Here is a 23,011-nt window from a genome sequence, read left to right as displayed (position 1 = left end):
CCCGGAGCGGTCACGGTTGAGGTAGGCTTAGCCAAACCCATCATGTCCCCCGTTCTGCGCCCAGATGGACTGTCTCCCCTTGGGGCACGCACCTCAATAGCTCGTCTCCACGTATGTCAACACCGGACCCCAACAACCGCGACCTCCGTGCCGCCTTAAGCGACCTAGACGGCGCCCGCAACTGGATGGCGTCCATCTGCGGCCCCCACGGCCTGCAGGTCAGTCATCCAGAGCGCTTGCGCTTCCACCAGTCCGGCACCGTACTTCGTTCGATGGCGACGACGATAGGCTACGTCGAATACGGCACCGACGTGACGGTCGCGGTGAGCAAGAGCAGTCCGCTGAACTGCTACAGCGTGAGCCTGCCGATGGTCGGTCAGCAGGAGCTCGCAGCACACGGCAAGAGGTGGTTGTCGGATCAGGATTGCGGTCTGATCGTCAGTCCGCAGGAATCGCAGGATCTCGCGATCACCGGCAATTGCCGCAAGCTGCACGTCGCGATTCCGCGCTCCGCGCTCCAACAGGTACTGCAGACGATGCTGCAACGCCCCGTCGAAGCGCCGGTTGTGTTCCAGCCCGACATGGATGCGGCCGCCGGCGACCAAGCATCGTGGTGGCGCATGGTCAAGTTCCTGGCCGGCGAGATGGAGCGCTCGGGACCGTCGCTGGGGCAGCTTTACATGTCCAGCGAGTTCGAACTGACGTTGCTGAAGGGGCTGCTGCTGTCACAGCCGCATAACTATTCGGAACAGCTAACCAACGCGACCGCGCCGACGCCACCGCATTATCTGACCCGCGCGCGCCAGTTCATCCACGACAACGCGCGCGAGCCGATCACGCTCGAAGACATCGAGCGCGCGTCGGGTGTGTCGCGCTTCAAGCTGTTCGACGGCTTCCGTCAATATTTCGGCTGCGCGCCGATCGCGTATCTGAAACGCTACCGGCTCGAATCGGCGCGGCGCGATATTCTCGACGACCGCTCGGTGCGCAATATCTCGTCGGTGGCGTTGGGCTGGGGGATGTCGCATCTCGGCCGTTTTTCGACCGAGTACAAGGCATTGTTCGGCGAGTCGCCATCCGAGACGCTGAAGCGCGCGGCGCGGCGTTAGAACGTCCTATCGCGCGTTGCTTTCGCCGAACTTTTCGTAAAACAGCCGGTAATCCTGAATACCCTGCTCGGTGAGCCAGGTCTTGATCGCTTCGACCATCGGCGGCGGTCCGCACACGTACATGTCGAAGCCATTCGATTCGAGAAACGAGCGGTCGAAATGCTCGGGAATCAGCCCGGTCTTGCCCGACCATTCCGGCGCCGGATTCATCACGACCGTCTCGACCGCGAATCCTTCGATGCTCGCCTTGTAGCCGTCGATGCGCCCGGTCTCGCACAGATCGGCTGCATTCGTGACGCCGTAGTACAGATGCACCGGATGCGCGACATTGCGTTTCGCCGAGATGTCGTCGAGCATGCCGAGGAAGGCAGAGAGTCCCGTGCCGCCCGCCACCATCACGAGCGGACGCTCGACCTGGCGCAGATAGAACACGCCGAGCGGCGCCTCGAACTCGACCGTATCACCGGCCTTGCAACGTTCGCGCAGATAGTTGCTCATCATGCCGTCGGGCAGCAGACGGATCAGGAATTGCAACTCGTTGCGCGCGTTCGGATGATTCGCGAACGAATACGAACGCCATTCTTCGGTGCCGGGCACCTTCACGCGCGCATACTGGCCCGGCAGAAAATCGAGCTGACGCACATGCGCGCTCGCATCGACTCGCAGAATCGCGGTCGTCGCCGACACCAGCTCGACGCCGACCACGCTCGCGCACACGGTGCTCGTGCCGGCGCCTTCGCACAGCGTCGAGTCGAAGTCGAAATAGAACGACGCATCCGACTTCACGCGCGTCTGGCACGAGAGGATCTTGCGCTGCGCGAGGTCCTCTTCGCTGAGCGTTTCCTCGTCGACGTAATCGAGCGTGTAGTCGCCCGATTCGCAGCGCCCCTGGCAGGTGCCGCACACACCTTCGCGGCAGTCGAGCGGAATGTTCACGCCGTTCTTCAGCGCCGCGTCGAGCAGCAACTCGTTCGGGCTCACATCGAAGAACGCGGTTTTGCCATCGGCAAAGCTCAACGCGACTTTATGTTTCATCGTCGTGCTCCCGGCTTACAGATGGTAGAAATCCAGCACCGCGTTGATGTGGTCGTTCAGCAGCAGCACGTGCTTGCGCTTGATCTTCCAGCTATCGCCCGACGCTTGCAGGTCGTACACCGCGCGGCCGTAGAAGTAGTCGGTCGAGCCGTGACGCGTGTACAGCGTCGACCAGTTCACGTTCGCTTCGACGCTCGAATCTTCGCGCTCGCTCAGACGCACGTTGCTGATCTGATGCATCGTGCGCGGCAGCGGCGTCGACGCGGCCGACTTGCCGGTGCGCAGCCGGAACACGCGGTCTTCGAGACCGGCGCGATCCGAGTAGTAAATCAGCGACATGCCCTGCTTCGGATCGGTCGTGTACACGTGCTCGGAATCCCACTGCGGCACATGAAACACGCTCTGCGGATCGAATAGATCGAGGTATTCGTCCCATTGCTGCTTGTCGCACAGATCGGCCTTCAGATACAGAAACTGCTCGACGGAGTGTTGGAGTTGGCTCATGCCTGCTCTCCCTGCGATTCGATGGATTTGTCGAGACCCTTGAGGATCGTGTCGCGCCAGGTGCCGTGCTGGTTCACGTAAAGCCCTTCGTGGGTCAGCTCGGTGCCGGTCAGATTCGGCTCGATGCCGAGCAGCGTGGTGTTCGCGGTCGCGCCGCTGGCCCACTTGTGATGCCCGCGCGAGATGTCGCTCCAGCGTTCGAGGCGCGCCTGGAAGCCGCGCTGCTGCTCGCGGAACTCGACGAGATCGTCGGGCGTGCCCATGCCGGACACGTTGAAGAAGTCTTCGAACTGACGGATGCGGTTCTCGCGATCCTGCGCCGATTCGCCCTTCACGCCGATGCACTGGCTGATGACCTCGGTCTTGTTCCACGCGACCGGCCGCACGATGCGCAGTTGCGAACTGATCTGGTCCATGAAGAACAGACTCGGGTAGACATTCAGATTGCGCAGCCGGTGCATCATCCATTCGGCCTTGTTCTGGCCGTAGGCTTCGACGAGCCGCGGCATCACGCTCTCGTAGCCGGGACGCACTTGCGGGTTCGGCATGTCGCTGAACAGCACGCTGTGGCCATTCCTGAACGCGAACCAGCCGTCGTCGGTTTCGCTGTCGCCGGCGCCGAGCTTGCTGTAGTCGAGCGTGCCGCCGGGGTTATCCCCTTTCTTCGCATTCGCTTCGATGCGGTGCTGCACGGTCGCCACGTAGTTGTAGTGCACGGTGCTCACGTGATAGCCGTCGAGACCGTTCTCGTTCTGCAGCTTCCAGTTGCCGTCGAACGTGTAGGTCGACTTGCCGGGCAGCACTTCGAGCTCGCCGGTCGGCGACTGCGCGACCATCATGTCGAAGAAGATGCGCGCGTCGCCGAGATAGTCTTCGAGCGTGTCGATGCCGTCGACGTCGAGGCTCACGAACACGAAGCCCTTGTAGCTCGCGATGCGCGCTTTCTTCAGGCCGCGCACCGACTTGTCGAAGTCGTCGCAGTATTCGCCCGGCGCCTTCACCTTCACGAGCCGGCCGTCGTTCTTGTAGCACCACGCATGGAACGGGCACGTGAAGGTCGACTGGCTGCCCTTGGTCATACGCGTGAGCGTCGCACCGCGGTGCTGGCACGCGTTGATCATCGCGTTCAGGTTGCCCGCGCCGTCGCGCGAGATGATCAGCGGCTGGCGGCCCGCGCGCATCGTCAGGAAATCGTTCTTGTTGGGGATCTCGCTTTCGTGGCACGCATAGATCCAGGCCTTCTCGAAGATGTGCTCCATCTCGAGCGAGAACAGCTCGGGCTCCGTGAACATTTCGCGGGCAATCCGGTACACGCCTTCCGCGGGGCGGAAGTCCAGACAGCCGCTGACGAATTCGCGCCATTCCGAGGCGCTGCGCTTCTCGCTCATGATGTGTCGCTCTCCTTGTGTTCAATCGTTTGAACGTGACAGGCTCGATTGAATACCCAAGTGGCGAGGCCAACTATCCAGCCAATTCGCATTTGCTATCCGAATAATTGGACGGCGCCTGGATAATCTGGCGATCGGGCGCAACCCCCGCCGGACGGGACTTCTGGCGTGCCCTTCTGGCGCAAGCGGGCAAAAACCCGGCTACGCAAACGTTTGCCTGTGCGCCATGTCTGCTACGCTACCGTTTTCGTAGGTCGCGTTTTTGACGGTGATTGCCGAGACGCGGCCGCTTCTTCACGCGCGACGTTCAGCGCATGTCAGAACCAAAAACGCATGGTGACGCGCCGACCGAACAACGTGATTGCGATCAGTGTCTTGCTGGCTGGCGCGATCCTCGCGATCGCCGTATCGCTGCTCGCACAGATGCGCGAAGATGCGTTGCGGCGCGCGCAGGACTCCATCGCCAACATATCCCTGCTGGTCCAGCGCGACGTGTCGCGCAATCTCGAGATCTACGACCTGTCGCTGCGCGCCGCGATCGACGGACTGAAGCAGCCGGGCGTGCTCGATCTGCCGCCGGAGATCCGCCAGATGGTGCTGTTCGACGGCTCGATCAGCGCAAAGGACATGGGCTCGGTATTCGTGCTCGACGAGAACGGCAACGTGCGCTTCGATTCGCGCGCGTGGCCGCCGCGCGCAAGTAACCATGCGGACCGCGACTACTTCAAGTCGCAGCGCGCTTCACCCGACGTCGGCCTGTACATCAGCCATCCGTTCAGCCCGAGCGGCACCGACGACGACCTGCGCATCGCGCTGAGCCGGCGCATCTCGAGGCCGGACGGCAGCTTCGGCGGCGTGGTGGTCGGCACGCTGCGCCTCACGTATTTCCATCGGCTGTTCGACGGCATGAAGCTCGGGCCGAGCGGCTCGATGGCATTGATGCTCAGCGACGGCACGATGTTGATGCGCCGTCCTTACGATTCGAAAACGATCGGCATCAACCTGACCGGCTCGGCCAACTTCTCGCGCTTCATCAAGCAGCCGAGCGGCGACTTCTTCGGCACGGCGGCGATCGATCGCGTCGAGCGCTGGTATGCGTTCCGCCATATCGACGGCTTTCCGCTGATCCTCGACGTCGCGCTCTCGACGCGCGACGTCTACGTCGAGTGGCGGCGGCGCGCATGGATCATCGGCACGCTGATCGGCGCGCTCGACGTGACGATCATCGCGCTCGCGATCCTGTTCTCACGCCAGTTGCGTCTGCGCCGCGCGGCCGAGGAAGAGTTGCGCGAACTGGCGCGCACGGACGGGCTGACCGGCCTGAACAACCGCCGCGCCTTCGAGGAGCACGTGAACGACGAATGGCGACGCGCGCAGCGCACCGGCCGGCCGCTGTCGCTGCTGCTGATCGATGTCGACAACTTCAAGGGCTTCAACGACCTGTACGGCCATTCGGCCGGCGACGAAGCGCTGATCGGCGTCGCGCGCTGTATCGCGCAGAACGTGCGACGTCCGGGCGATACGGCCGCGCGCTTCGGCGGCGAGGAGTTCGCGGTGCTGCTGCCGGACACCGACGCGACGGGCGCGCAGCGGATCGCCGAGCAGATGCGCGCGGCGGTGCAGGCGCTGCAATGCCGCCATGTGGCGAGCACGCATCACGTGCTGACGGTGAGCGCAGGCGCTGCGACCGCGCAGGGCGCGGCGCTCGCGACGAGCCGCGCGCTCGTCGACGCCGCCGACGAAGCGCTGTATCGCGCGAAGGATGCCGGCCGCAATCGGGTGATGCTGTACGGCGCGCCGACGGACCACTCCGCGCGGGACGGCGCCGCGGTGACGCCGGACCCCGACCCGCGCCGCGCGAATTGACGCGCTTCCAGGGCTCGTTTCCCGAGCCACTCGTCGGCCCGCTTGCCAGCCCTTATTGCTCTCCGTAAACTCGCGCGTAACTTTTGCCGGACCCACGCCGCAGCGCGTGATCGGCACACACCACGCCGACCCTGAGGAGAATCCCCGCGATGGCCGCATCCTATTTCCCCCGCTGGCGCCGCCAGCCTGCCGGCGCCGAAGGCGGCATCGTCGGCATCGACGAACGGCTCGGGTGGCCGCAGATGTTCGCGATGGGCGTCCAGCACGTCGTCGCGATGTTCGGCTCGACCGTGCTCGCGCCGTTGCTGATGGGCTTCGATCCGAACCTGGCCATTTTCATGTCGGGGATCGGCACGCTGCTGTTCTTCGTGCTCGTCGGCGGGCGCGTGCCGAGCTATCTCGGTTCGAGCTTTGCGTTCATCGGCCTCGTGATCGCGGTGACCGGCTATGGCGGACACGGCGCGAACCCGAATATTGCGGTCGCGTTGGGCGGCATCATCGCGTGCGGCGTCGCGTACGGGGTGATCGGCCTGATCGTGGCGGCGGTCGGCACGGGCTGGATCGAAACGCTGATGCCGCCGGTCGTGACCGGCGCGATCGTCTGCGTGATCGGTCTGAACCTCGCGCCGATCGCCGTGCATGGCGTGAGCGGCAGCAATTTCGAGTCGTGGATGGCGCTCGTCACGGTGCTGTGCGTCGGCGCGGTCGCGGTGTTCACGCGCGGCATGCTCCAGCGTCTGCTGATCCTGGTCGGCCTGCTGCTCGCCTACGTCATTTACGCGATCGTCACGAACGGCCTCGGCATGGGCAAGCCGATCGATTTCTCGATCGTCGCGAACGCCGCGTGGTTCGGCATGCCGCACTTCATGTCGCCGGTGTTCGACCCGCACGCGATGACGCTGCTCGCGCCGATCGCGGTGATCCTCGTCGCCGAAAACCTCGGCCACATCAAGGCCGTCAGCGCGATGACGGGCCAGAACCTCGACCGCTATATCGGCCGCGCGTTTCTCGGCGATGCGCTCGCGACGGTCGTGTCCGGCTTCGCGGGCGGTACCGGCGTGACCACGTACGCGGAGAACATCGGCGTGATGGCGGTCACGAAGATCTATTCGACGCTGGTGTTCGTGATCGCCGCGTTGATCGCCCTCGTGCTCGGCTTTTCGCCGAAGTTCGGCGCGGTGATCCAGACGATTCCGGGACCGGTGCTGGGCGGTGTGTCGATCGTCGTATTCGGGCTGATCGCGGTGACGGGCGCGCGCATCTGGGTCGTCAACAAGGTCGACTTCTCCGACAACCGCAATCTGATCGTCGCGGCCGTCACGCTCGTGCTCGGCGCCGGCGACTTCTCGCTGAAGCTCGGCAGCTTCGGGCTCGGTGGCATCGGCACCGCGACGTTCGGCGCGATCATCCTGTACGCGCTGCTGAGAAGAAAGCCGACGCAAGGGCCGGTGGCCTGAGCGTCTTTTATCGGCACTGGCATGTCAAGCGCCGGTGCCGATGCCAATGCGGCAGCCAACTCCTACCTTTTGCGCGCGGTCAGCGCCGTTTCCGACAGATCCACTTCGCGCATCAGCTTGTACAGCGTCTCGTCGTTGATGCGCTGGGTGTCGCGCAGGTCGAGCAGCGTCTTGCGCTCGGCGCGCATCGCCGCGAGCTTCATGCGGAATTCGAGGGCATCGGCACGGCGCGCGAGTTCGCGTGGCGCCTGTTCGTCGTCGAGCGTCGCGAGGCGGCGGCGGTACAGGTCCATTACCCGCGCGGTTACATCGGTCGCGTACGCCTGAGCCGATTCCTCGAGGTCCGCGCATTCCGTGTCGTGCAGATGATCGATCGCGCGAATCGCCGACTGCGCGGCGAGCGTACGCGCGAGTGCTTCCTCGGCGGCGTGCGGGTCCTTGCCGCGCCGCCAGCCGCGCAGCAGCAGCGGCAACGCGGCCACCGCCACCAGCAGCGACACCAGGATCACCCCCGACGCGATGAAGATCGCGAGATCGCGTCCCGGCAGCGGCGTGCCGTTCGGCAGCACCTCCGGCAGCGACAGCACGCCCGCGAGCGTCACCGCGCCGCGCACGCCGGCCACCGTCGTCACCGACACCATGCGCAACCCGGGCACTGCGTTCGCGACGCCGTGCTTCGTCGCGCCGCGGCTCGCGAACCAGCGCAGCAGCCACACCCACGCGAAGCGCATCGCGTACAGCGCGAGCGCCACCGCAACGATATAGCCGATCAGCAGCGCGACCTGCGCGTCGTTGGTTTCGTGCGCGTCGAGCAGCGCGCGGCCGAGGATGTGCGGAAACTGCAGGCCGAGCAGGATGAACACCATGCCGTTGAACACGAACTCGATCATCGTCCACGTGCTCGAAGCCCGCACGCGCGAGGCGACCTGCCATTTTTCCGTGATGCTCGCGTAGTTCATCATCATGCCGGCGGAGACCGCGGCGAGAACGCCCGACAGCTCGAAGCGCTCGGCGGTCAGATAGGCGGCGAACGGGATCAGCAGGGTCATCACGACGCCCGGCGCGGGATCGCCTTCTTCGGTGAGATTCAGGAAGCGCGCGGACACGAAGCTGAACACCGCGCTCACCGCCGCGCCGACCGCGAGGCCGCCCACCGCGATGATCACGAAGCTCACCGACGCTTCGCGCAGCGAGAACGCGCCGGTCAGCGCGGCGGCGATCGCGAACTTCAGCGCGACGAGGCCTGACGCGTCGTTCATCAGCGCCTCGCCTTCGAGGATATGCATCAGCTGCACCGGAATCTTGCCCTTGCCGGCGATGCCGGACAGCGCGACTGCGTCGGTCGGCGACAACACGGCGGCGAGCGCGAATGCGACCGGCAGCGAGATCTGCGGCACCAGCGCGTGCACGAAGTGACCGACCACCAGCACCGTCATGAACACGAGGCCTAGCGCGAGCATCAGGATCGCGCGGCGCGCCATGAAGAACTCGCGCTTCGGGATGCGCCAGCCGTCCGCGAACAGCAGCGGCGGAATGAACAGCAGCATGAAGATTTCCGGATCGAACGCGACGTGCAATTCGAGGCGCGGCCACGCGAGCATCGCGCCGATCGCGATCTGCACGAGCGGCAGCGGCAGCTTGAACGGCAGCGCGCGGGTCAGCATGCCGGACGCGGCGACCGCGAGTAGCAGGATCAGGACGGTAAAGACAATTTCCATCGTGTTGTTTCGGGGGATGCAGGGGTTGTCCCGGGAGAGGGCGCGATGCGCAGGGTCGAGTGTAGCCCGGCGGCGCGCGCCGTTGCCGCGAGCTTCGCCGCGACGCGGCCTGCGAATCGGTGCACCGCAACGGTGCGCGCGACGCCCACGGGCGGCGCACGAGCGCTGTCGCCGGTGCAATGTTTCGGCCGAGTTACAGCGCAGTGTGCGCCAGCGTGCGCATGGACCTTGCTTAACCGGTAACGATGACGCACATTTTGAGAGCTCGTTGCCGGTCGCGTTCGGACCGGCCGGCTCTCGCGTGAGAGGATTGCATGACGATTGCGCAACAGGACAGGGCGGCGAGCGTGCCGCACGGCTTCGAGGTCGAGGTGAGCTCGGGCCTTCAACGCTATTCGGTGCAGCACGGCGAACTGACGCTTACCAGCGTGTTCCAGCCGATTTTCAGTCTGTCGCACCTGCGCGCGGTCGGCTATGAGGGCTTGCTGCGCGCGCACGACGCGCTCGATCGCGCGGTGTCGCCGCTCGATGTGTTCGGCGAGGCCGCGCGCCTCGGCGACGCGCTGCAGATCGACCGGCTGGCGCAGACGCTGCATCTGGAGAACTTCAAGGTGCTCGGCGCCGAGCGCGAATGGTTGTTCCTGAACGTGCACCCGGGCGTGCTGACCGACCCGTATCTCGCGGCCGCTTTGCTCGCCAATCTGCGGCGGCTCGATCTGTCGCCGCGGCGCGTCGTGCTCGAAGTGCTCGAGCAGAGCGCCGAAGATCTCGATCGACTCGCCGACGCGGTGCGCGAGTTTCGCGAGCGCGGCTTCCTGATCGCGCTCGATGATTTCGGCGCCGGCCATTCGAACATCGAGCGGATCTGGCAACTGAATCCCGACATCGTGAAGCTCGACCGCGTCATGCTGTCGCATGCCGCGCATCGCGCCGACATGGCGACGATCCTGCCGGGGCTCGTGGCGATGCTGCATGAAGCGGGCAAGCTCGTGCTGATCGAGGGCATCGAAACCGAGCACGAAGCGCAGATGGCGCTCGCCTGCAATGCCGACTTCGTGCAGGGCTTTTTCTTTGGCCGGCCGAATCCGGGTGTTGCCGATCCGATCCACGCGGCGGTTTGCATCGGCGAAGTCACCGAGCGTTATCGTGAGCAGGCCGAGGCACGCGAGCGGCGCAGCGCAAGTCGGCTCGCGCCGTATCTGCGCGCGTTCGAGCGCGCCGCGGAGCGTCTCGCCGCCGGTGAGCCGCTCGACGAGGTGTGCTGGAATTTCCTCGCGCTCGATCACGTGGCGCGCTGTTTTCTGCTCGACGCGAAGGGGCGCCAGGCCGGCCGCAACGTCGTGCTGCGCGCCGATCGCGCGGCGCACGAAACGCGCTTTCTGCCGCTCGCCGACGCGCAGGGCGCGAACTGGCTGCGTCGGCCGTACTTCAGCGTCGCGATCAATGCGCCGGAGCGGGTGCACGTGACGCGGCCGTATCTGTCGATCAACGAGGCGTTGCCGTGCGTGACGCTGTCGGTGGCAACGCGCGTCGGCAGCGAGACCTGCGTGCTGTGCGGCGATATCGACTGGGTCGAAGACGAACGCGACGCGCGCATCTGACATGATGTCGTTTTCAACGACACCAGGTTGCGCTCATGTCCGTGCTGCTCGAAGTGATTGCCACGACCGTCGCCGATGCGCGCGCTGCCGCGCAGGCCGGTGCCGACCGTCTCGAACTCGTGACCGCGATGGGCGAGGGCGGATTGACGCCGAGTGTGGGGTTGATCGAGGCGGTGGTTTCAGCGCTCGGCGTCCGGGCAGCCGGCGTCCCCGTGAACGTGATCGTGCGGCCGCATAGCCGCGCGTTCGTCTACGACGCCGACGACTACGCGGTGATGCTGCGCGACATCCGGGCCGTCAAGGCGGCCGGCGCGAACGGCATCGTGATCGGCATGCTCGATGCGGAGCGGGCGATCGACCGCGAAGGTCTCGCGCGCGCGTGCGAAGCTGCCGATGGACTCGCGATCACGTTCCATCGCGCGTTCGACGAGGCGCGCGATCTGCGCGAAGCGCTCGACGTATTGCTCGGTTTCGAGGCGGTGACGAATGTGCTGACGTCGGGCGGACAGCCGTCGGTGCTGCGGGCGCAAGCGACGATCGGCGAATTGCTGCGGCAGGCTGCCGGCTCGCATTGCACGGTGCTCGCCGGTGCCGGCTTGACGGTCGATGCGGTCGCGGAGTTCGTGAGCAAAACGCACGTCGAGGCCGTGCATTTCGGCTCCGGCGTGCGCGTGAACGGCAACGGACTCGCGCCAGTCGATCCGGCGAAGGTGATGCAGGTGAGGGCGCTGCTCGACGCGATGCAACGGTGAGCAGCGCAACGAACCACTTACTTCGCGACCACCACCGGAATGCCGCGCAACTGCCCGGCGCCCTTCATCTCCTCGAGCGACTTCTTCACCGCGACACCCGTCGCCGCATCGATGCCGAGGCGCGCGGCGAGGTCACGCTCACCACGCTTGACCCCCGCCAGATTCGCCAGCTTCACGTGCCCATACCCGCGCACGCGCGCATGCAGTTCAGCGAGTTTCGCGACGTCGTCGAAATGGCTCGCGTCGAGTTTCGCTAGCGCACGTTGCAGCGTGGCTTCGTAATCGCTCGCGAGCTCGCGCTCCATCTTGCGCTCGAGCGTGCGGCCGAACGGATCGAGCGCAGAGCCACGCAGACCGCGCCATTTCGCGAGCAGGCCGAGCACGGGCCACATCCACTGACCATAGGTTTTCTTCGTCGGCACGGCGCCGGGTTGCGCGCGCGTGAGCGTCGGCGGCGCGAGGTTGAAGCGGATCGTGAAGTCCTTGCCGGCGACGCCCTCGAACTGCGCTTCGAGCGCATCGCGGAACGCGGTATCCGTATGCAGACGCGCAACTTCGTATTCATCCTTTACCGCGAGCAGCCGGTAGAACGTGCTCGCGACCGCGCGCGTCACGCGCTCGCTCGCCGCATCGACGGCGGTTTCCGCGCGCCGTGCCGCATCGACGAGCGAGCGGTACCGCTTCACATAAGCCGCGCCGCCATACGCGAGCAGCCGTGCTTCGCGATGGGCGATCAGCTCGTCGAGCGTATCGACCCGCACGCTCGGCTTCGGTGCATGACGCGACTGCCACAGCGATTCGAGCGCGGCGGGATCAGCCGCGGCCATGCGCCCGATCGAGAACGCGAGCTGGTTCATCTGCACGGCGACGTTGTTCAGTTCGATCGCGCGCATCATCGCGGCGAACGACACCGGCACGAGACCGAGCTGCCACGCGAAACCGAGCATCAGAATGTTCGCGCCGATCGTATCGCCGAGAAAACGCGTTGCGAGCGCTTGCGCGTCGCACGTCGACATACGCTCTTCCCCGGCCGCGTGACGCATCTTGTCGATCAGCGCGTCGGCATGCAGCGTCGCATCCGGGTTCTGCACGAAGCTCGCGTTCGGAATCGCATGCGTGTTGACGACGATGCGCGTGCGGCCATGTCGCACCGTCTGCAGTGCATCGGCACTCGCGCCGACCACCATGTCACAGGCGAGCAGCACGTCGGCCTGCTGCGTGTCGATGCGGACCTGGTTCAGCCATTCGTCGCGGGCGGCAAAGCGCACGAACGACAGCACCGCGCCGCCCTTCTGCGCGAAGCCCATGAAGTCGAGCACCGACGCGCTCTTGCCTTCGAGGTGCGCGGCCATGCTGATCAAGGCGCCGACCGTCACGACGCCGGTGCCGCCGACGCCCGTGATGAGGATGTCGTACGGCGCGGCATCGAGTTGCGTCGCGGGAATCGGCAACGCGTCGACGTGGGTGGCGAGCGCCTGCGGATCGAACGCGTCGCCCGCGGCTTTTTTCAGCGTACCGCCTTCGATGGTGACGAAGCTCGGGCAAAAGCCGTTCACGCACGAGTAGTCCTTGTTGCACGACGACTGATCGATGCGGCGCTTGCGACCGAGCGCGGTTTCCACCGGTTCCACCGACAAACAGTTCGACTGCACGCCGCAATCGCCGCAGCCTTCGCAGACTTCCTCGTTGATGAAGAGCCGTTTGTTCGGGTCGGGGAATTCGCCCTTCTTGCGGCGCCGGCGTTTTTCGGCCGCACAGGTCTGGTCGTAGATCAGCACGGTCACGCCGTCGGTGTCGCGCAACTGGCGCTGCACCGCGTCCATCTCGCTGCGATGGTGAAACGTCGTGCCCTGCGGAAACTGGCCGTGATGGCCGTCGTATTTCTCCGGCTCGTCGCTGACCACGACGAAGCGCGACACGCCCTCGGCTTCGACCTGTCGCGCGATCTGCGGCACCGAGATGCTGCCGTCGACCGGCTGGCCGCCCGTCATCGCGACCGCGTCGTTATAGAGGATCTTGTAGGTGATCGTCGCGTTCGCGGCGACCGCCTGGCGGATCGCGAGAATGCCGGAGTGAAAGTAGGTGCCGTCGCCGAGATTCTGGAATACGTGGCGGGTTTTCGTGAACATCGAATGCGCGGCCCAGTCGACGCCTTCGCCGCCCATCTGAATCAGCCCGGTCGTGTCGCGCTCCATCCACGACGCCATGAAATGACAGCCGATGCCCGCCTGCGCGATCGAGCCGTCCGGCACTTTCGTCGACGTGTTGTGCGGGCAGCCGGAGCAGAAGTATGGCGTGCGCTTCACGCTGTCCGCCGCGTTCGACAGGATCTGCGGCGCGACCAGATCGACGACGCGTTCACGGCGATCGAGCGCCGGCTTGTGCTTCGCGAGCCAGTTCGCGAACACCGGGAGAATGCGCGACGGCCGCAATTCGCCGAGCGACGACAGCAGCAACGTGCCATCTTCGGCGTGCTTGCCGACCACGACCGGCCGTGTGCCTTGTGTGCGGTTGTACAGATAGTCCTTGATCTGTTGCTCGATGACCGGGCCTTTCTCTTCGATCACGAGCACTTCGGACAGACCCGACACGAACGCGTCGATGCGCGTCATCTCCAGCGGAAACGACAGCCCGACCTTGTAGATGCGCACGCCGGCCGCGTCGAGATCGGCGACCTTCAGATCGAGCCGGCGCAGCGCTTCCATCAGATCGAGATGCGCCTTGCCGCAGGTGACGATGCCGACATTGGCGTGCGGGCTCGGCGCGATCCATTTGTCGATGCTGTTCATGCGCGCAAAATGGCGCACCGCGTCGAGCTTCGCGTGCAGACGCGCTTCGATCGTCAGGCTCGGCAGATCGGGCCAGCGGTTGTGCAGACCGCCGGCTGGTGCTTCGAATTCCGGTGGCGGTGTCCATTCGGTTTGCAGCGCGTCGAGATCGACGGTCGAGCCCGATTCGACGGTCTCCGAAATGGCCTTGTAGCCGACCCACGCACCGGAGAAGCGCGACAACGCCCAGCCATACAGGCCGAATTCGAGCATGTCCGCGATGTTCGACGGATTCACGACCGGCATGTGCCAGCCGATCAACGCGAAGTCGCTCTGATGCGGCATCGACGACGACACGCAGCCGTGATCGTCGCCCGCGACTACCAGCACGCCGCCGTGCGGCGACGAGCCGTACGCGTTGCCGTGCTTCAAGGCATCGCCCGCGCGGTCGACGCCCGGGCCTTTGCCGTACCACATCGCGAATACGCCATCGACGGTGCGCTCGGGATCGGCTTCGACGCGCTGCGTGCCGAGCACGGCGGTGCCGCCGAGTTCTTCGTTGATCGCGGGCAGAAAGCGGATGTCGCTCGCGGCGAGCAGTTTTTTCGCCTTCCACAACTGCTGATCGACCATGCCGAGCGGCGAGCCGCGATAGCCGCTGATGAAGCCGGCCGTGTTCAGGTTGCGGGTCTTGTCGAGCGCGCGCTGCATCAGCGCGAGGCGCACGAGCGCCTGAGTGCCGGTCAGAAAGATCCGTCCGCGCGTCGCGGTGAGATTGTCGGAAAGCTTATAGTCGGCGAGTGCGGGCGTGCCGTCGATGGGCAGGCGAGCGGTCATGGGGGAGTCTCCAATGTTCTGGCTTCGCGCGCGGGCGGTGGGGTCACGGATGCCGCGCAGCGAAAGAGACTCTATTTTTTAGCGCTCGTGAGAGTGAATTATTTCTTCTTTAATCGGGCGTGCGCGAATGGGCGCGACGAGTCGCGCGTTTCGGCCCGCTTTTGAGCCGGATTTGCCACGCGGCGGCGCGCTTCGGGTATGCCCTGGGGTATCGTGGGGCGGCGAATGGGACGATGGCTGTTGCTATTGCGCCGTGTTCGCCGCGATGTCCGGTTGGAGCGGTGCCGCATCGAGCGGCACGATTTCGTCGAAGTGCGCGTAGTCGATGTGGCTCACGCCGTCGCGCTCACTCATGATGTCGACGAACCGGTGCTGCCAGACGATCTGGTCGCAGGTCCACATGTGGCGCGCCTGCATGGTTTGCGACGTCGATTCGTCGATGCCTTCGAGCGTGAGCAGCAGCGAAACGTCGCGGCCTTTCAACGATTCGGCGTTTTCGCCGAACAGCGGGCTCGCTTCGTCGATGATGTGCATCAGCGTCCAGCCGAGCTTGAAGACCGGGTGCTGGTCGCGCACCAGCGCGAGGTCGTAGAGCTTGCGCAGCGTAAAGCCTTCGATCGAGGTCTCCAGGCGCATGATGCGCAGCCGCGCGCGTGCCTCGGCGATCACGTTCTGACGCGCGTTGGCCGAACGCACCATCAACGTCATGCGGCCGTCGATCGGCCGGATCACCGCGTAGCGCGCGAACATGATCTTCGCGTGCGGCCGCGAAAAGCGCGCGAAGATCAGCCCGGTCGCCAACGCGATGCTCGACATGCCGATGAAGATTTCGAGCGTCGCGATCCAGTGCGCGTAGACGGTTTGCGGATGCATGTCGCCGTAGCCGACCGTCGCGAGGGTTTCGACGCTAAAGAAGAACGCGCCGGCGAAGCCCTTCGGAAACTGATTCGCGATCGGAGCGTCGCCGAGCATGTAGAGCATGGCGAACACGATGTTGAGCAGCAGGAACAGCAGCGCGAGCGACACGAAGAACCCCGGCCAGCGCACGCCGAGCGCCCGGTGATACAGGTCTTGCCACAGCGGCGTCGGCATGCCGTGCGCGATCACCACGCGATCGTCGAGACGCATTTCGCGACTGCCGCGCGCGCGGCGCCTCGCGTCGGTGTCGCCGAGCGTGGAAAAACGGTCTGACGGTTCGCTTGCCATCACGCGCTCGTGGGAGTGAAGACGTGGACAGCGTAGCATGGCGCGCTGCGCGAGTTTCCGCGCGGTGCGAAGGCAGCGCGGCGCGATGTATCGCCAGGGTGCGAGGTTGCGCCATGCCGTCGTTGAAATGCTTTCGGGCGCGTCCCGGAATTCAGGCTGGGTCAGGTCGCATCACGCGCGGCGAGCGGGTCGGGCGCAGCCGCGCGCCACACCCACCCATCCGCCGTCACGGAAACACGTGCGGCTTCGGAATTCCCGCGCCATGCTCGATATCGTCGACCGCCTGCCGATGCGCACTTTCCACCGCTTCGGCCTGCTCGGCATAACCCGCGTCGCCGCCGACCGTGGTCCACGCCTTGACGGCCTTCTCGCGATGACGGATTTCGTATTCCGCGTCCCAGCGCGCGCCACTGAGTTCGAGCGGACGAACGTGAATCGAATACACGCCGTATTGGAACAGCTGTTCAGCCATGATCGCCTCCAGCCGGCCGGTCCGGCAGCGGCGCGCCGATGCGCGAGGACGCGCGACGCGCTGCCCCTTGGTTCGGCCTACAGTTCGATTTCCCCGAGGATACGATGTGCGAGCGCTTTGGCTTCTTCGAGCGCTTCTCCCGGCGTCGACGACGTCGAGTCGACTTCGTAGAGCGTGGTTTCCTGATCGGCGCTGGGTTCGCCTTCGTCGCGCGCGAGGGTGACGACACCTTGCCAGGCGTCATGTGCGACTTCTCTTATCGACGCGGTGGCCGTGTAGAGCCCTTTGGTGTAGGTGACGTCCTCCATGGCCTCGCTCCTTTTCGCAAAGGTTTCGATGTTTTCATCCTAGCACGGCGTGGCGGGATCGGTTCCCGCCCGGGGCAGCTTCGCGCCGCGCGACGTGCTCGACATCCGTTACGCTACGCGCGCCCCAGGGCAGCAGAATTACAGCGCCGCGTGTTATAGCAGCGCGACCACCTCGTCGAGCGTCGGCGCGTGCGCACCGGCGTGGCCGCAAGCCGCCGCGCCGGCCGCGAGCGCGAACGCGAGATGCTCGGGCCACCTGCGTTGCGGCGCGCTCATCAGGCTGAACAGCAGACCGCCGATCGACGCATCGCCCGCGCCGACCGTATCGACCACTTCGACGCGCGGCGGCTTCGCCTCGATCACCGCGGCGCCGTCGAGCAGCATCGCCGCTTCGGGGCCGCGCGTGACGAGCACGGTGGCGGCGGGATTCATCGCGCGCAACTGCGCGAGCGCGGCGGCTTCGTCGCTGGTCTTGAAGATCATGCGCAGGTCTTCGTCCGATACCTTGATCAGATCCGCGAGCGCCGCCATCTTGCGCAGCGTCGGCTCGTAGCCGTGCTCCATCAGGTTGCGATAGTTCGGATCGAAGCTGATCTTCACGCCGTGCGAACGCAACTCGGCGGCGAGTTGCGCCAGTGTGTCGCCGAGCGGCTGACGCACGAGGCTGATGCAGCCGAAGTGCGCCCACTTCACCGCGTTCATCCAACCGGCGGGCAGCTTCGCCGGCTCGAACGCGAGGTCGGCGCCGTTCTCGCCCATGAAGAAGTACGCGGGCGGATGCGTCTGATGCACGATCGCGAGCAGCGGCGGGCGCTCGACGCGCTGCAGGAAGCGCATGTCGAGGCCGGCCGCGACGCTCGCGTCCCACAGCTCGTCGGAAAAGTTATCGACGCCGAGCGAGCCCGCGCACGCGGTCGGCAGGCCGAGCCGCGCGACGCAGCGCGCGGCGTTCCAGCCCGCGCCGCCCGGACGCGACAGCCAGTGCGATGCGCCGGTGCGCACGAGATCGGTCAGGATGTCGCCGGCGGATACGAAAACGGGGAGGTTGGTCGCCGCGCTCATTGTGCTTTCTCCGCGGAAGCCGCTGCGGCGGGAGCGGCTGATTCAGCCGCAGCGTTTTCGCCGAGCGCGTGGGCGAGCACTTCGTAGCACGCGCCCATCGTGTGATAGTCGGTCTTGCCGGCCGGGCTCTTTTCGTCGCTGTACTTGCGGTTGTCGCAGGTGAGGATGCGATACCAGGCGCCGTACTTGTGGTCGACGAAGTGCGTCCAGCCATAGCGCCAGATCTCGTCGTACCAGTCCCAGAAGCGCTCGTTGCCGGTGCGCTTGCCGAGCAGCGCGGCGGTCGCGAACGTTTCGGCCTGCACCCAGAAGTACTTGTCGTGATCGCACACGGTGCCGTCGGGGCCGAAGCCGTAGTAGAGGCCGCCGTGGTCTTCGTCCCACGCGTGCGTCATCGCGGCGTCGAACAGTTCGATCGCGCGCGGCAGCAGCCATGGCAGCGGACGGAAGCGTTCGAGAATCAGCAGCAGCTTCGCCCATTCGGTCTGATGACCGGGCTGGAAGCCCCACGGACGGAAGATGTTCGAGCTGTCTTCCTCGTTGTAATGCCAGTCGACCGACCAGTCCGCGTGAAAGTGCTCCCACACGAGCCCTTGCGACAGCTTCGCCTGGCGCAGCGTGATATTGGACGCCACGCGCTCGGCGCGATCGAGATACACCAGATGACCGGTCGCTTCGTGCGCGGCGAGCAGCGCCTCGGTGGTATGCATGTTCGCGTTCTGCCCGCGGTACGTGCTGACACGCCAGTCGGCCGACGCGTCGTCGGCATAGAGGCCGGCGGCGGCGTCCCAGAAGCGGTGCTCCATCAGCTCGAAGGTCGCGCCGATCATCGGCTTCGCTTCCTCGATGCCGGCCATCGCCGCGTGCGAGTACGCGAGCAGCACGAACGCGAGGCCGTAGCAGTGGCGCGTCGCGTCGAGCGTGCGCTGTTTGCCGTCGCGCCATTCGATTTCCCAGTCGTAGCCCTCGTGCTGCGAGTCCCAGTGCGCGTCGCGCAGAAAGCGCAGGCCGTGGCGCGTGTATTCGAGGTGCTTCGGGTCGCCGAACTGCCGGTACGCCATCGCGTAGTTGAACACGTAGCGGCAACTGCTGACCAGGTGGCGCGTGGTGCGGTTGTAGATCGAACCGTCGTCGCGCAAGAAGTGGTAGAAGCCGCCGCTCGGGTCGAGCACGTTCGGCGCATAGAAGCGCAGCGTGTCTTCGATGTGCGTGAGCAGAAACTCGCGCTTGCGGAAGCTGGCGAACGGCGGCGCCTTCGCGGCGTCGCTGGAAAGTTGAAGCGGATCGGTTAGCGTCATGGCGTTTTCACCAAAGTACTGGCACGGGCAACGAGTTGAACGGGCAAGCGGACTTCGAGTTCGGCGGGCGAGTCTTCGAGCAGCAGTTCGACGCCGCGTCGGCCGAGCGCTTCCTTGTCGACCGCGATCGTCGATAGCGGCGGGGTAGCGTGGGCGGCGGCGGGGATGTCGTCGAAACCGATGATCGCGATGTCGTCGGGCACGCTGAAGCCGCGCGCGAGACACACGCGCAGCGCGGCAAGCGCGGCGGCGTCGTTGAACGCGAATACGGCGTCGGGGCGCGGGCCCGGCGCGTCGAGCAGGCGCTGCATCGCGCGCGCGGCGCCGGTGTCGGGATCGAGCCCGGCGTCAATGTTCACTTCGAGCGACGGATCGAACAGCAGCCCCGCTTCGAAGAACGCGCGCCGGTAGCCGAGCGCGCGCTCGGCGATGCTGAAGTGCGCGAGCGAGCCGCCGATGAACGCGACGCGCTTGCGCTGCTGCGCGAACAGATGGCGCATTGCGAGCGTGGCGCCGCCGGCGTTGTCGAGATTGACCGAGCGCAAGCCCGGCGACCATAGATCGATCAGCACCAGCGGGCGTTGCATCGCGACCAGCGTGGCGAGCGTTTCGGGCTCGACGAAGCCGGCGATCGCGACGGCGTCGGGCGCGTGCAGGCGCATCTGGTGAATTACGTCCTCGGTCGGCCCGGCAGTCAGCACCGACGGCACGATGCCGCGCTCGCGGCACGCGTCTTCGACACCGTGCAGCACGTGCGAGAAGAACGGGCTCGCGGCGAAGTTGTTGTGCTGACGATGCAGCAGGAAAGTTAGCCGGCGGATGCGCGGACGCAGCTGCGCCGAGTCGTAGCCGAGCTGGCGCGCCGCTTCGACGACGCGTTCGCGCGTGGCCTCGGAAAGGCCCGGCTGATTCTTGAGCGCGCGCGACACGGTGCCGATCGAAACGCTGGCGGCGCGGGCGACGTCGCGGATGGTTGTGGCCATCGAATGAAGCTGCCGCGCGAGGCGAGGCAGCACGGGTTCAGGTCGGGCGATTGTATAGTAAAACGCAGCTAAAGCCGCTCGCAAAACACCAGCATGACACCAGTAAATACCCGTATTTTATGGACTTGTTGGAAATTAAGTTGTTTAGTAAAAATGCCTAAACAGTAGGCGGGCCGCCGTTTTCGACGGTTCGAGAATCGTCCTATGCCATCCGGCCGAGGCGACAGCGAGAGCGTTTGCGCGTGAAATAACGACAAGGGCCAGTGAAGAGCCAAAAAGAAAAGCCGCCCGAAGGCGGCTTGCTTCACACGATCAAAACGACGCTCAGGGAGGGCGCTTATGAATGTCCTGTTTGCATTGCGTGTGTTTTCAACGGCGCGCGACGGCGGCGGTGGGTCGCCGCGCCGCGGCATTGCTCTCGCCGCTGAGGTCGCGCGCGCCCCAGCGTTGCGCGAGCGCGGCGCAGACCATCAACTGGATCTGGTGGAACAGCATCAGCGGCAGCACCACGGCGCCGACCGCATGCGACGCGAAGATCACCTTGGCCATCGGCACGCCGGCGGCGAGGCTCTTCTTCGAGCCGCAGAAGATGATCGTGATCTGGTCCGCGCGGCTGAAGCCGAGCCGCTTGCTCGCGAAGATCGTCGCGGCCAGCGCGAGCGCGAGCAGCACGGCGTTTACCACGACGAGGCCGCCGAGCGCGGACAGCGGAATCGTGTGCCACAGGCCTTCGGTGACGGCCTCGCTGAACGCGCCGTAGACGACGAGCAGGATCGAGCCCTGGTCGACGAACTTCAGCACGCCGCGATTCTTCTCGATCCACTTGCCGATCAGCGGGCGCAGCAGTTGGCCGGCAACGAACGGCACGAGCAGTTGCAGCACGATGTTGCCGATCGTATGCCACGGCGACGCACCGCCGCTCGCGGCCTGATTCGCCACGATGACGCTGACGAGTGCTGGAGTGACGAAGATGCCGAGCAGGCTCGAGGCGGACGCGCTGCATACCGCGGCCGGCACGTTGCCTTTGGCAATGGACGTGAACGCGATCGACGACTGGACCGTCGACGGCAGCGTGCAGAGGAAGAGGACGCCGGCGTAGAGCGACGGCGTGACCAGCGGCGAAAGGACCGGTTTAAGCGCGAGGCCGAGCAGCGGAAACAGCGCGAACGTGCTCAGCAGCACCACGAGGTGAAGGCGCCAGTGCGTCGCGCCCGCAATGATCGCCTCGCGTGACAGCTTGGCGCCGTGCAGGAAGAACAGCAGGCCGACCGCGATGTTCGTCACCCAGTTGAACCCCACGGCGGCCTGTCCATGAACGGGCAGGAAGCTGGCGAGGATCACGGTGCCGACGAGGCACAGGGTGAAGTTATCGGGCAGGAATTTCGGGCGGGCCATGTCGCAATCTCGATTCAATGACGCGGTGTAAGCATGGGACGGGTCTGTCAGGCGTGGTCCATGCCAATGGAAAGCGGCTATTGTTGTCGAAAGCCGATTGAAAACGCAAATTCATTTGCCGAATCGATTAATGAAGTTTGCGCATTGACTCCCCAATCAGGCCGAGCCCATTCGTGCGACGCGCCAGGTTTCAGTATTGGCGAGGTGCTTTCTCGCGACAAACCGTTTAACCATTGACGTTGCAAGCGGCGTTTATTTGCAACAAACGGCGCCCGCGCGGGCTAGGCGAAAACGCCGGCCAGCAGCCGCCGAGGCGCGTCCGCAGGAGGCCTCCGGCGCGGAAAAACACCGCAGTAACAGGGTGTTACATCCACCGACGAGACCTAACACTTTTTGGCTCGACACCCTCTGCCCCCGACCATAAATTACTCGTTCAAAGGCCGCAGGGATGCCCTGCGCCGCGACAGGAACGCGGCGCTTTTCTCCTCCCGCAACAGGTCCATCGCAGCTCGAACGGTGGATTTCAGGCAAGTCTTCGGGCGTGAGAGTCACAGGTGGACGGGTTGTCGAGAACGAGGCACTGGGCGTGGGGCGCGGTCATCGCCGTGCTGTGCTCGTTCGCCTATGCGAAGGAGCCGGGTGGGCCGCATGGCGGCGGTGCCGCCGCGGGCGGCGCTTATTCGCGCGACACTGCCGGGCGCGCGCCGCGCATGGAGATGCGTGGTGTCGGCCGTGATGCCGGTGCGGGCGGCGCACCTGCTCCGCGCGGCTCGCGCAATGCGATGGCTTCTCGTGACGCACGCGCGCAGCGCGGCAACCCGAATATCGCGGACGCCAATTTCGGTTATGGCCTCGGCAGCTACGAGTCCGGCATGCGCCGTGTCGGCGATCCGTCCGGCTATGCGGGCGCGATCACGCCGGTCAGCGCGGAGTCGCGTCCGGTGCCGCATCCCCCGTCCAACATGCCGATGCGCAACGGCTCGATCCGCGCCGACGTCGCCCGCTACAACGAAGAGCGTGGCGCAGCGCGCCCGATGCAACGCCCAGCCGACGATCCGCGTCAGCCGGGCGGTTCACCGTACCGGAATTAGCTGAGCGCGATTTCGCAAACCACCGCACCGCCCCAACCGCAGTCCCGAAACCCGTCTTCCAGATCCTTCCCGCGATCCCTCGCGCGGCTTCGCGCGCCTTCGTCTGCGCCATAGCCCCGAATCTGACGTTTCGACGCCACACTTTTTTGAAAACACCCGGC

At 65.5% G+C, this 23,011-nt stretch carries 18 protein-coding genes; 6 read left to right on the top strand and 12 right to left on the bottom strand.

What is annotated here, in order from left to right:
- Window positions 1-185: 185 nt before the first annotated feature.
- Window positions 186-1,109: a helix-turn-helix domain-containing protein gene (locus OKW38_RS17915; protein ID WP_429362529.1), complete on the top strand. Its 924-nt coding sequence runs from the start codon at window positions 186-188 to the stop codon at window positions 1,107-1,109.
- Between the two features lie 6 nt (window positions 1,110-1,115).
- Here OKW38_RS17915 and antC read toward each other — a convergent pair whose 3' ends face one another.
- Genes antC through antA form a run of 3 tightly spaced genes read right to left on the bottom strand, consistent with a single transcriptional unit; the run spans window position 1,116 to window position 4,036 of the window.
- Window positions 1,116-2,144, bottom strand: a complete 1,029-nt coding sequence (gene antC / locus OKW38_RS17910; RefSeq protein ID WP_429362527.1) for an anthranilate 1,2-dioxygenase electron transfer component AntC — start codon at window positions 2,142-2,144, stop codon at window positions 1,116-1,118.
- Between the two features lie 15 nt (window positions 2,145-2,159).
- Complete coding sequence (antB, locus tag OKW38_RS17905; RefSeq protein ID WP_184026235.1) at window positions 2,160-2,648, bottom strand: anthranilate 1,2-dioxygenase small subunit; 489 nt, start codon at window positions 2,646-2,648, stop codon at window positions 2,160-2,162.
- Entirely contained in the window at window positions 2,645-4,036 is a 1,392-nt protein-coding gene (gene antA, locus OKW38_RS17900) for an anthranilate 1,2-dioxygenase large subunit (RefSeq protein WP_429362525.1), read from the bottom strand. The genes antB and antA overlap by 4 nt, the downstream gene beginning before the upstream one ends.
- Before the next feature lie 333 nt (window positions 4,037-4,369).
- On the opposite strand from antA, the gene OKW38_RS17895 reads away from it, so the two are divergent.
- Complete coding sequence (locus OKW38_RS17895; protein WP_429362523.1) at window positions 4,370-5,902, top strand: sensor domain-containing diguanylate cyclase; 1,533 nt, start codon at window positions 4,370-4,372, stop codon at window positions 5,900-5,902.
- A gap of 149 nt (window positions 5,903-6,051) precedes the next feature.
- Window positions 6,052-7,359, top strand: coding sequence for a solute carrier family 23 protein (locus OKW38_RS17890; RefSeq protein ID WP_090802728.1), 1,308 nt, complete (start codon window positions 6,052-6,054; stop codon window positions 7,357-7,359).
- 62 nt (window positions 7,360-7,421) lie between these two features.
- Here OKW38_RS17890 and OKW38_RS17885 read toward each other — a convergent pair whose 3' ends face one another.
- Window positions 7,422-9,077 (bottom strand): Na+/H+ antiporter, encoded by a 1,656-nt coding sequence (locus OKW38_RS17885; protein ID WP_429362521.1) that lies wholly within the window; start codon window positions 9,075-9,077, stop codon window positions 7,422-7,424.
- Between the two features lie 314 nt (window positions 9,078-9,391).
- Here OKW38_RS17885 and OKW38_RS17880 point away from each other — a divergent pair, with 314 nt between their 5' ends.
- Together OKW38_RS17880 and OKW38_RS17875 are read left to right on the top strand one after the other, a co-directional pair.
- Window positions 9,392-10,678 (top strand): EAL domain-containing protein, encoded by a 1,287-nt coding sequence (locus OKW38_RS17880; RefSeq protein ID WP_090802732.1) that lies wholly within the window; start codon window positions 9,392-9,394, stop codon window positions 10,676-10,678.
- A 35-nt stretch (window positions 10,679-10,713) separates the two neighbouring features.
- Entirely contained in the window at window positions 10,714-11,430 is a 717-nt protein-coding gene (locus OKW38_RS17875) for a copper homeostasis protein CutC (protein ID WP_429362519.1), read from the top strand.
- 17 nt (window positions 11,431-11,447) lie between these two features.
- Here the strand turns inward: OKW38_RS17875 and OKW38_RS17870 are convergent, their stop codons facing one another.
- The 8 genes from OKW38_RS17870 to OKW38_RS17835 form a co-directional block, all read right to left on the bottom strand.
- The gene (locus OKW38_RS17870; RefSeq protein ID WP_429362517.1) at window positions 11,448-15,035 is read right to left on the bottom strand and encodes an indolepyruvate ferredoxin oxidoreductase family protein; all 3,588 of its coding nucleotides are present in this window, start codon (window positions 15,033-15,035) and stop codon (window positions 11,448-11,450) included.
- A gap of 243 nt (window positions 15,036-15,278) precedes the next feature.
- Entirely contained in the window at window positions 15,279-16,241 is a 963-nt protein-coding gene (locus tag OKW38_RS17865; RefSeq protein WP_090802736.1) for an ion channel, read from the bottom strand.
- A gap of 226 nt (window positions 16,242-16,467) precedes the next feature.
- Entirely contained in the window at window positions 16,468-16,713 is a 246-nt protein-coding gene (locus OKW38_RS17860; RefSeq protein ID WP_184051250.1) for a hypothetical protein, read from the bottom strand.
- A 77-nt stretch (window positions 16,714-16,790) separates the two neighbouring features.
- Window positions 16,791-17,021, bottom strand: a complete 231-nt coding sequence (locus tag OKW38_RS17855) for a hypothetical protein (protein ID WP_018419210.1) — start codon at window positions 17,019-17,021, stop codon at window positions 16,791-16,793.
- Between the two features lie 153 nt (window positions 17,022-17,174).
- Entirely contained in the window at window positions 17,175-18,083 is a 909-nt protein-coding gene (locus tag OKW38_RS17850) for a carbohydrate kinase family protein (RefSeq protein ID WP_429362515.1), read from the bottom strand.
- Entirely contained in the window at window positions 18,080-19,381 is a 1,302-nt protein-coding gene (locus tag OKW38_RS17845; RefSeq protein ID WP_090802741.1) for an AGE family epimerase/isomerase, read from the bottom strand. The genes OKW38_RS17850 and OKW38_RS17845 overlap by 4 nt, the downstream gene beginning before the upstream one ends.
- Complete coding sequence (locus OKW38_RS17840) at window positions 19,378-20,364, bottom strand: LacI family DNA-binding transcriptional regulator (protein WP_090805561.1); 987 nt, start codon at window positions 20,362-20,364, stop codon at window positions 19,378-19,380. Before OKW38_RS17840 ends, OKW38_RS17845 begins: the two co-directional genes overlap by 4 nt.
- A gap of 369 nt (window positions 20,365-20,733) precedes the next feature.
- Window positions 20,734-21,759: a bile acid:sodium symporter family protein gene (locus OKW38_RS17835; protein WP_429335642.1), complete on the bottom strand. Its 1,026-nt coding sequence runs from the start codon at window positions 21,757-21,759 to the stop codon at window positions 20,734-20,736.
- Between the two features lie 554 nt (window positions 21,760-22,313).
- On the opposite strand from OKW38_RS17835, the gene OKW38_RS17830 reads away from it, so the two are divergent.
- Window positions 22,314-22,850: a hypothetical protein gene (locus OKW38_RS17830; protein ID WP_429362513.1), complete on the top strand. Its 537-nt coding sequence runs from the start codon at window positions 22,314-22,316 to the stop codon at window positions 22,848-22,850.
- Window positions 22,851-23,011 lie beyond the last annotated feature (161 nt).

It is taken from the genome of Paraburkholderia sp. MM5496-R1 (assembly GCF_050436205.1).
In the GTDB taxonomy this organism is placed as follows: domain Bacteria; phylum Pseudomonadota; class Gammaproteobacteria; order Burkholderiales; family Burkholderiaceae; genus Paraburkholderia; species Paraburkholderia tuberum.
The sequence above is the reverse complement of the archived record's forward strand: the minus strand, read 5'-3'. Positions and strand labels throughout refer to the sequence as shown.

Coding starts and splice junctions, on each gene's coding strand:
- OKW38_RS17880 (WP_090802732.1), top strand. CDS start 9,392: ATGACGATTGCGCAACAGGACAGGGCGGCGAGCGTGCCGCACGGCTTC.
- OKW38_RS17845 (WP_090802741.1), bottom strand. CDS start 19,381: ATGACGCTAACCGATCCGCTTCAACTTTCCAGCGACGCCGCGAAGGCG.
- antC (WP_429362527.1), bottom strand. CDS start 2,144: ATGAAACATAAAGTCGCGTTGAGCTTTGCCGATGGCAAAACCGCGTTC.
- antB (WP_184026235.1), bottom strand. CDS start 2,648: ATGAGCCAACTCCAACACTCCGTCGAGCAGTTTCTGTATCTGAAGGCC.
- OKW38_RS17870 (WP_429362517.1), bottom strand. CDS start 15,035: ATGACCGCTCGCCTGCCCATCGACGGCACGCCCGCACTCGCCGACTAT.
- OKW38_RS17840 (WP_090805561.1), bottom strand. CDS start 20,364: ATGGCCACAACCATCCGCGACGTCGCCCGCGCCGCCAGCGTTTCGATC.
- OKW38_RS17875 (WP_429362519.1), top strand. CDS start 10,714: ATGTCCGTGCTGCTCGAAGTGATTGCCACGACCGTCGCCGATGCGCGC.
- OKW38_RS17890 (WP_090802728.1), top strand. CDS start 6,052: ATGGCCGCATCCTATTTCCCCCGCTGGCGCCGCCAGCCTGCCGGCGCC.
- OKW38_RS17835 (WP_429335642.1), bottom strand. CDS start 21,759: ATGGCCCGCCCGAAATTCCTGCCCGATAACTTCACCCTGTGCCTCGTC.
- OKW38_RS17850 (WP_429362515.1), bottom strand. CDS start 18,083: ATGAGCGCGGCGACCAACCTCCCCGTTTTCGTATCCGCCGGCGACATC.
- OKW38_RS17855 (WP_018419210.1), bottom strand. CDS start 17,021: ATGGAGGACGTCACCTACACCAAAGGGCTCTACACGGCCACCGCGTCG.
- OKW38_RS17860 (WP_184051250.1), bottom strand. CDS start 16,713: ATGGCTGAACAGCTGTTCCAATACGGCGTGTATTCGATTCACGTTCGT.
- OKW38_RS17915 (WP_429362529.1), top strand. CDS start 186: ATGGCGTCCATCTGCGGCCCCCACGGCCTGCAGGTCAGTCATCCAGAG.
- OKW38_RS17885 (WP_429362521.1), bottom strand. CDS start 9,077: ATGGAAATTGTCTTTACCGTCCTGATCCTGCTACTCGCGGTCGCCGCG.
- antA (WP_429362525.1), bottom strand. CDS start 4,036: ATGAGCGAGAAGCGCAGCGCCTCGGAATGGCGCGAATTCGTCAGCGGC.
- OKW38_RS17895 (WP_429362523.1), top strand. CDS start 4,370: ATGGTGACGCGCCGACCGAACAACGTGATTGCGATCAGTGTCTTGCTG.
- OKW38_RS17865 (WP_090802736.1), bottom strand. CDS start 16,241: ATGGCAAGCGAACCGTCAGACCGTTTTTCCACGCTCGGCGACACCGAC.